This is a genomic window from Romboutsia sp., from assembly GCF_035470145.1.
Taxonomy (GTDB): domain Bacteria; phylum Bacillota; class Clostridia; order Peptostreptococcales; family Peptostreptococcaceae; genus Romboutsia_D.
Genome location: NZ_DATIRC010000013.1, coordinates 1 through 6725, shown reverse-complemented (window position 1 = coordinate 6725; position 6725 = coordinate 1). Strand labels below are relative to the sequence as shown.

At 25.7% G+C, this 6725-nt stretch carries 8 protein-coding genes and 1 pseudogene; 8 read left to right on the top strand and 1 reads right to left on the bottom strand.

The window, feature by feature from the left end:
- Positions 1 to 438 precede the first annotated feature (438 nt).
- From VLM92_RS00450 to VLM92_RS00440, 3 genes are all read left to right on the top strand, one after another.
- Entirely contained in the window at positions 439 to 1146 is a 708-nt protein-coding gene (locus VLM92_RS00450; protein WP_325274386.1) for an SIMPL domain-containing protein, read from the top strand.
- A 119-nt stretch (positions 1147 to 1265) separates the two neighbouring features.
- Positions 1266 to 2198, top strand: a complete 933-nt coding sequence (locus VLM92_RS00445; RefSeq protein WP_325274385.1) for a DUF362 domain-containing protein — start codon at positions 1266 to 1268, stop codon at positions 2196 to 2198.
- Between the two features lie 99 nt (positions 2199 to 2297).
- Positions 2298 to 2519, top strand: a complete 222-nt coding sequence (locus VLM92_RS00440; protein ID WP_325274384.1) for a hypothetical protein — start codon at positions 2298 to 2300, stop codon at positions 2517 to 2519.
- Between the two features lie 102 nt (positions 2520 to 2621).
- On the opposite strand, the gene VLM92_RS00435 is transcribed toward VLM92_RS00440, so the two are convergent.
- Complete coding sequence (locus tag VLM92_RS00435) at positions 2622 to 3029, bottom strand: hypothetical protein (RefSeq protein WP_325274383.1); 408 nt, start codon at positions 3027 to 3029, stop codon at positions 2622 to 2624.
- Positions 3030 to 3408: 379 nt separating this feature from the next.
- Between VLM92_RS00435 and VLM92_RS00430 the strand changes: the two genes are divergently transcribed.
- From VLM92_RS00430 to VLM92_RS00410, 5 genes and pseudogenes are all read left to right on the top strand, one after another.
- Positions 3409 to 4131, top strand: a complete 723-nt coding sequence (locus VLM92_RS00430; protein ID WP_331681644.1) for a TVP38/TMEM64 family protein — start codon at positions 3409 to 3411, stop codon at positions 4129 to 4131.
- 57 nt (positions 4132 to 4188) lie between these two features.
- Complete coding sequence (locus tag VLM92_RS00425) at positions 4189 to 5010, top strand: (Fe-S)-binding protein (RefSeq protein WP_325274382.1); 822 nt, start codon at positions 4189 to 4191, stop codon at positions 5008 to 5010.
- Positions 5003 to 5656 carry a TVP38/TMEM64 family protein gene (locus VLM92_RS00420; protein WP_325274381.1) on the top strand — a complete coding sequence of 218 codons (654 nt, stop codon included), beginning with the start codon at positions 5003 to 5005 and terminating at the stop codon, positions 5654 to 5656. Before VLM92_RS00425 ends, VLM92_RS00420 begins: the two co-directional genes overlap by 8 nt.
- 16 nt (positions 5657 to 5672) lie before the next feature.
- Complete coding sequence (locus VLM92_RS00415; RefSeq protein WP_325274380.1) at positions 5673 to 6257, top strand: CDP-alcohol phosphatidyltransferase family protein; 585 nt, start codon at positions 5673 to 5675, stop codon at positions 6255 to 6257.
- Between the two features lie 222 nt (positions 6258 to 6479).
- A pseudogene (locus tag VLM92_RS00410) lies at positions 6480 to 6725 on the top strand (cell division protein); the annotation flags it as partial.

Below are 6725 nucleotides of genomic sequence, written 5' to 3'. Positions count from 1 at the left end.
CGGTAATTATTTTTATAGCCATACTAAATCTCTCCTTTCGGTATGTACAATATATTATATATTAAAATGATTACTAAGTAAAATTAATATGTTTTATAACTATAATTTTAAGGCTCATATAAAAATAACTAATTATCCATAGATTATATGTTATACCAATAAAAAAAGAACTTAAATAATATATTCGTATAAAAAATAAAAAAAGCTTTATACAGTATGATAGGAGTATAGATGATTTAGAAAATTTTATGAAGATTTAATAAAAAGAGGGAGGAACTATTTCGTTCAGTAGGGGGATTTAATTAAAATTAAATTGAGACATCTACCACCTTCAAAGCCTTATATACCTAATATGGTAAATATAAGGATAAATTTAAAATGTTTCACATATTTAAAATTTCTTTAATATAATATAGGAATGCTAAAGGAGGGGGAGTTATGAATTATTTTCCTACAAAATATCCATATAATCAATTTTATAGTAATGCAAAAAAATCAACTAGAGATGATGGTTGTCAGTGTAAAGAGAACACTTTAACAGTTTATGGGGAAGGTGTTATAAGCACAAAACCTGATTTAGCGATAGTTAGACTAGGAGTTGTTACACAAGGAAATGAAGCAAGTGAAACTCAACTTGAAAATTCAAAACTAGCAAATCAACTTTTAAATTCATTATATGATTTAGGTATACCAAAAGAAGATATTGAAACGCTACAATACAATATAATTCCTATATATGATTACAGTGAGTCAACTAAAAAGCTTGTTGGATATAAGGTTACTCATATTTTCAAAATAGTGGTAGATGATATATCTAAGGTTGGAACTGTAATTGATACATCTACTAAAAATGGTGCTAATACTGTACTTGGTGTAGATTTTTCTATTAAATACCCTAATGTTTTTTATAGAAATGCACTACAAAAAGCTATTATAAATGCAACTAAAAAAGCGAAGAAGATGTCTAATTGTATGAATGTTGAATTGAATATGACGCCTTTATCAATATGTGAGGAGCGTTATAGTACTTATCCAAGTTATGATTCTTTAAAGGTTTATGCTACTAATGGTGTTCCTACTCCTATACAAGAAGGAACTATTGATATTAAGGCTTTTGTGACAATGATTTATGAATATACAAAATAAAATATTTGATGAAATGTTAAAATCCTCATGAGTTACTTAAACTAAGAGGATTTTTTTGTATCTTTATATTCATAAATGTAAATAATTTAATAGATGAATTATTACAATGAGGTGAAATTATGATAAGAGAACGTAAAGTAAAAGAACCAATAGTAGCACTAACAAAAGCAATGAGTGAAGGGAAATCATTAGAAAAAGCACTAGATTTATTGCCAATAGATAAAGTAATAAACAAAGGAGACACTGTAATAATAACGCCAAATTGGGTAAAAGATAGACAACCTAAAGATGGTGTAGTGGTAGGACCTAAAACACTTAAAAAACTTATACAATACGTAAAAACTAAAAATCCATCTAAAATATACATAGCAACAGGTTCAGGAGGGGCAAAAACTCCAGATGTTATGAAAGAAGTAGGATATGATAAAGTAATGGAAGATGAAGGTGTAGAATTTGTTGATATGAACTATGGACCATACATAGATTTAGAGTTAAATCATGAAATAATAAAATCAACTCCTATAAATAAAGTAATAAATGAAGCTAACGTTATAATATCATTTACTCAACTAAAGCAACATGAAGAAGCAACAGTAACAGCAGCTATAAAAAACATAGCAATGGGATGGCCACCAGCTGAGATTCATGGATATCCTAAAAAACAAACAGGAATACACGAAGACTTACATGGATTTATAAGAAGCTTTGCAAATAAAGTTCCTATAGATTTAAGTATAATAAGCTGTGATAAAGCAATGATAGGAACAGGGCCTACAAATGGTATGGCAGTAGATACACCAGGATTAATCATTGCATCTACTGACCCTCTTGCAGCAGATGTTATAGGAGCAAGGTTACTTGGGTTTTTACCACAGGCAGTATGTTATTTATATGGATTATATAAAGATGGCTTAGGTGAAGCTAAACCTGAAAATATGACTATAAAAGGAATCGATTTAATAGAAGCTGAAAAAATATTTAGCAAAGCAGCCTATGGAAAAAGTGATGTTATGATAGATAAAGAAAAATTTAAAGATATACATGGAAATTAGATAGCAATTTATATACATATATGAAAATTTTTACAAGAATTTAAAAAAGGAATAGGTGAAATAATAAATATAGAAATAAAACCAAAAGGATGTGGCAACATGACTCATAGAAAAAGAGCAAACATAAAAAAGATGCAAGATTATAAAGCAGAAAAAGCAGAGGTAGCAGAAGAATTAGGCATAAATGGTGCTAACAGCACAGAAGTTAACGTAGAAATAGCCGCTGAAAGAGAACCTAAATATAGTAACAAAACTTTGACTAAACAACGCAATCTTAGAAATGAACAAAAAACAGCAAGAGAGAAAAATTACTTTAGATAATATTAAGTTAAATTTCATTAACAACATTTTATGCAAATAGTATATCAAAAATGATAACAAAAAGAATGAGTTTAAAGAGAAAAAAGTTCCATAGAATTAAATCTATGGAGCTTTTGTTTTAATATGAACTATTGATATATAATCATAAGTAGTTTCATTTAATATTAAATTACTTATCTGTAAAGGTTGAGCCCATTTACAATCATAATATTCTTCTTCCCATTCCAAATCGGTAGTTATTCTAAATCCACTTTTACTTATAGCAGGCTTAAAATAAATATTTACAGCATTTATTTTACTAGCTAAATATTTATTTATAATTACACTATAACCATCACATTTAAAGATTTCATCATCTTGTGTAGACTTATCCAAAGCTATATCAAAAACAGGACCATATAATTCGCTAATATCTCTAATATATAATCTAAAAACTTTATTAGAGATATTAAGCTCGATAAACAGTTGATTAAGTTTACTTTTAGCTTGATCAGTAATACTTATAATCATTTTTATAGTTTCTACTAATTAAATTAATATTAAAAAGTAGAGTCTCCTTTCATAGAATATTACAAAGATATTTTAACCTTTAAACAATGTATTAATAGGTGGTATTTTATTGTAATAGGAAGTTAAAATTAAAAAGAATAAGACTATAAGTTAATATATAGATAGATATAATCTATATATATATAAGAAATAACTATAATAAGAAATCAAAGTATATATAAGATTTATAGTAAAGTTATGATACAATAGTTAAGCAACACATAAAACCTAATAATTACGTACAATAAAATCTAGGATATAAAAATATTAGAAACTCTGATACATCATACCATGAATGGAAAACAGATGACAATAATGAAGTAGTTAAATAAATTTAGGAGTGATTAAAATAGAAAATAAAAGAAGAAAATTATTAGTAAAGTTAGGCTTAGTACTAGTAATTTTATGTATATACTTATTTGTACCAGCAGTTAAGAAAAATGTAAACCAAATGGTATTTTATTTAAGTATGCTTAACTTAGATGCTATAAAAGAATATATACTTTCATTTGGAATTTTAGCACCAATAATATCATTTTTATTAATGTTATTACAATCAGTGGCAGCTCCACTTCCTGCATTTTTAATTACATTTGCAAATGCAGCTTTATTTGGATGGGTTTATGGTGCAATTTTATCATGGGCTAGTGCTATGGCAGGAGCGACTCTTTGCTTTTACATTGCAAAATTCTTAGGAAGAGATGTAGTAGAAAAGCTTACAAGTAAATATGCACTAGATAGTGTTGATGAGTTTTTTGAAAAATACGGAAAACATACTATATTAATAGCAAGACTTTTACCATTTATGTCATTTGACCTTGTAAGTTATGCAGCAGGGCTTACATCAATGAACTTTATGTCATTTTTTATAGCAACGGGTATAGGTCAACTTCCTGCTACTATTGTATATTCATATGTAGGGGATATGTTAACAGGTTCTGCTAAGATTATGATGATGGGAATATTAACTTTATTTGCTTTGAGTATATTAATTTTTATGATAAAGAAAATATACAATGAAAAAAATAATAGTAGTATAGATGTGAAATTAAAGGAAGAGTAGGTATGGATTGGCTTATGCCAATCCATATTTATATTAAATTAAATTGGAGGTAATTAAATGGGATTAGCATCATTTAAGTTTCATCAAATAAATAGTAGCAACAAAGTATTTAATAAAACTTTTATAAATGAAAACAGTGACGTGATTTTTATGCCAGGATGTAGTTTAAGTGGATATAATGAAGACATAATTTTAAATATATATAAATATTTAAAAAAACATATAAAAAATATAGGTATAAGTTTTTCTTGTTGCTACAAACCTAGTATTATGATAAATGATAATAAGTCATTTAATAAATATTATAAAAAATTAGATGAAACTTTAAAGGACAATAATATAAAAGAAGTAATAACAGCATGCCCTAATTGCTATAAAACAGTTAAGAATAATAGTGGAAATATTAAAGTATCTTTTTTATTAGATGTAATAAAAGAAAAAGGAATAGATGAAAGTTTATTAAATCATTATAAAGATGTAGATATAAAATTTGCTATACACGACTCATGTGCAATAAGAGGTGAAAATTCAATATATGAAAGCTCTAGGTATATATTAGACAGTCTTGGTGTTAACTATGTAGAGTTCGAAAAAAATAAGAAAAATTCAAATTGCTGTGGATCTATATTTATAGATAATGAAAAGAAAATAAATCAAATAAAAAGAAGATGCTTACAAACCAATGTAGAATACATAATATGTTATTGTGAAACTTGTACAAAATCCATGTTAATAGGAGATAAAAAGTCTATTCATGTATTAGATTTAATGTTTAATAAAGAAATTATAAATAAAAAATGTTTTACTCAAAACCAGCAATCTAGTATAATATCATGGAACAATAGATACAAACTAAGTAATAGGAGAAAATATGAATAAAAATTTAAAAAAAATGATAATAATAGTACTTATATCTATATTTATATTATTAACTACTAAATTTATAAGTAATGATTTAGATATATATAGTATAAAAAATTATATAAGTTCTTTTGGAATTTTAGCGCCTATCATATATATAATAATGTTTTCTATAGTTCCTTTGACATTTTTTCCAGATTCAATACTAGCTATAGCATCAGGACTTATTTTTGGATTTTGTAAAGGATATATATATACAACTATAGGAGCACTAATAGGAGGAAGTCTTGCATTTTTTATAGCAAGGTACTTAGGATATGATTTAGTTAAAAAGATTTCTAATGAGAAGTTGTCTAACATAGAGAAATTAATAAATAAAAATGGCTTTTATATAATATTTTTATTAAGATTAATACCACTTTTTCCATTTGATGTAATAAGTTATGGAGCAGGTTTAACAAACGTTAAATATAAGCACTTTTTGGGAGCTACTTTATTTGGAACAATACCAGGGATAGCAGTATTTACAAATATAGGAGCAAAGTCAGTAAATATAAGTAGTATAGAATTTTATACATCTATAGCTATGCTTATATTACTTTTTATAATATCTATAATACTCAAAAATAAGCTTTTAAAGAATAGACTAAAAGAAGTAGACTAAAGAAGAAGGGGAAAATATGTTAGATACACACGCAAGAAAATATGTTAATCCATTTATAGAATGTGGAGCAAATTTTTTTATAAAACTAAAACTAAGTGCTAATAATGTAACATCTTTAGCATTAATACTTGGAATAGTATCCTCTGTATTATTATATTTTGATAAAAATATATTTGCAGTAATTGTTTTATGGATATCAGGCTATTTAGATGCAATAGATGGTGCGATAGCAAGAAAGACAAATTCATCATCAAGTTTTGGAACAGTACTTGACATAACTTTTGATAGAATAGTTGAAATAAGTATAATACTTGTAATAGGAATGAAATTTATAGATGTTAGATTTAATTTAATAATACTTTTAGCTTCAATATTAATATCAATGGTAATATTTTTAACAGTTGGAGCAGTTAGTGAAAAAAGCGGAATAAAATCATTTTACTATCAAGCTGGAATAGCAGAAAGAAGTGAAGGCTTTATTATGTTTTCACTTATGATGTTAATTAATAATAATTTAAATATTATAATAAACTTATTTTCTTTTATTATACTTATAACAGCAATTCAAAGAATATCTGAAGCTAAAAAGATATTAAAGTGATTATAATATTAAAAGGATAAACCAGTATATATTAATAGCATCATTGTGGCAAACTTTAGTAAATGCTATAATAATAAGTGAAGTAGTATTACACTTATTCTTTAGTCAATTTGTGGTAATAACTATAATAGGAGTTCCTTTATTTAAAATTTTCAACAATAAATATTCAAAATTGCTAAAGGATATATCTTAATATACTTAGCTAATTAGTAAGGAGATAAAATGAATACAATAGAAAAAACGCAAAGTGCTAAAATAATAGGTATAGGTGAAGATGGTATAAATACTTTAGATTCTATATCTAACAAGGTAGCGCATAATATGAATTTAGAAAAAATAAATATAAACCAAGATGTAGATAAAGACTATGTGAGAGAGTTATTAGATGGTGTAGATGTATTATTTTTAACTTATAATAGTGAAGATAAAAAAGCACTACAAATAGTAAATGCTATAGGTTATATGGCT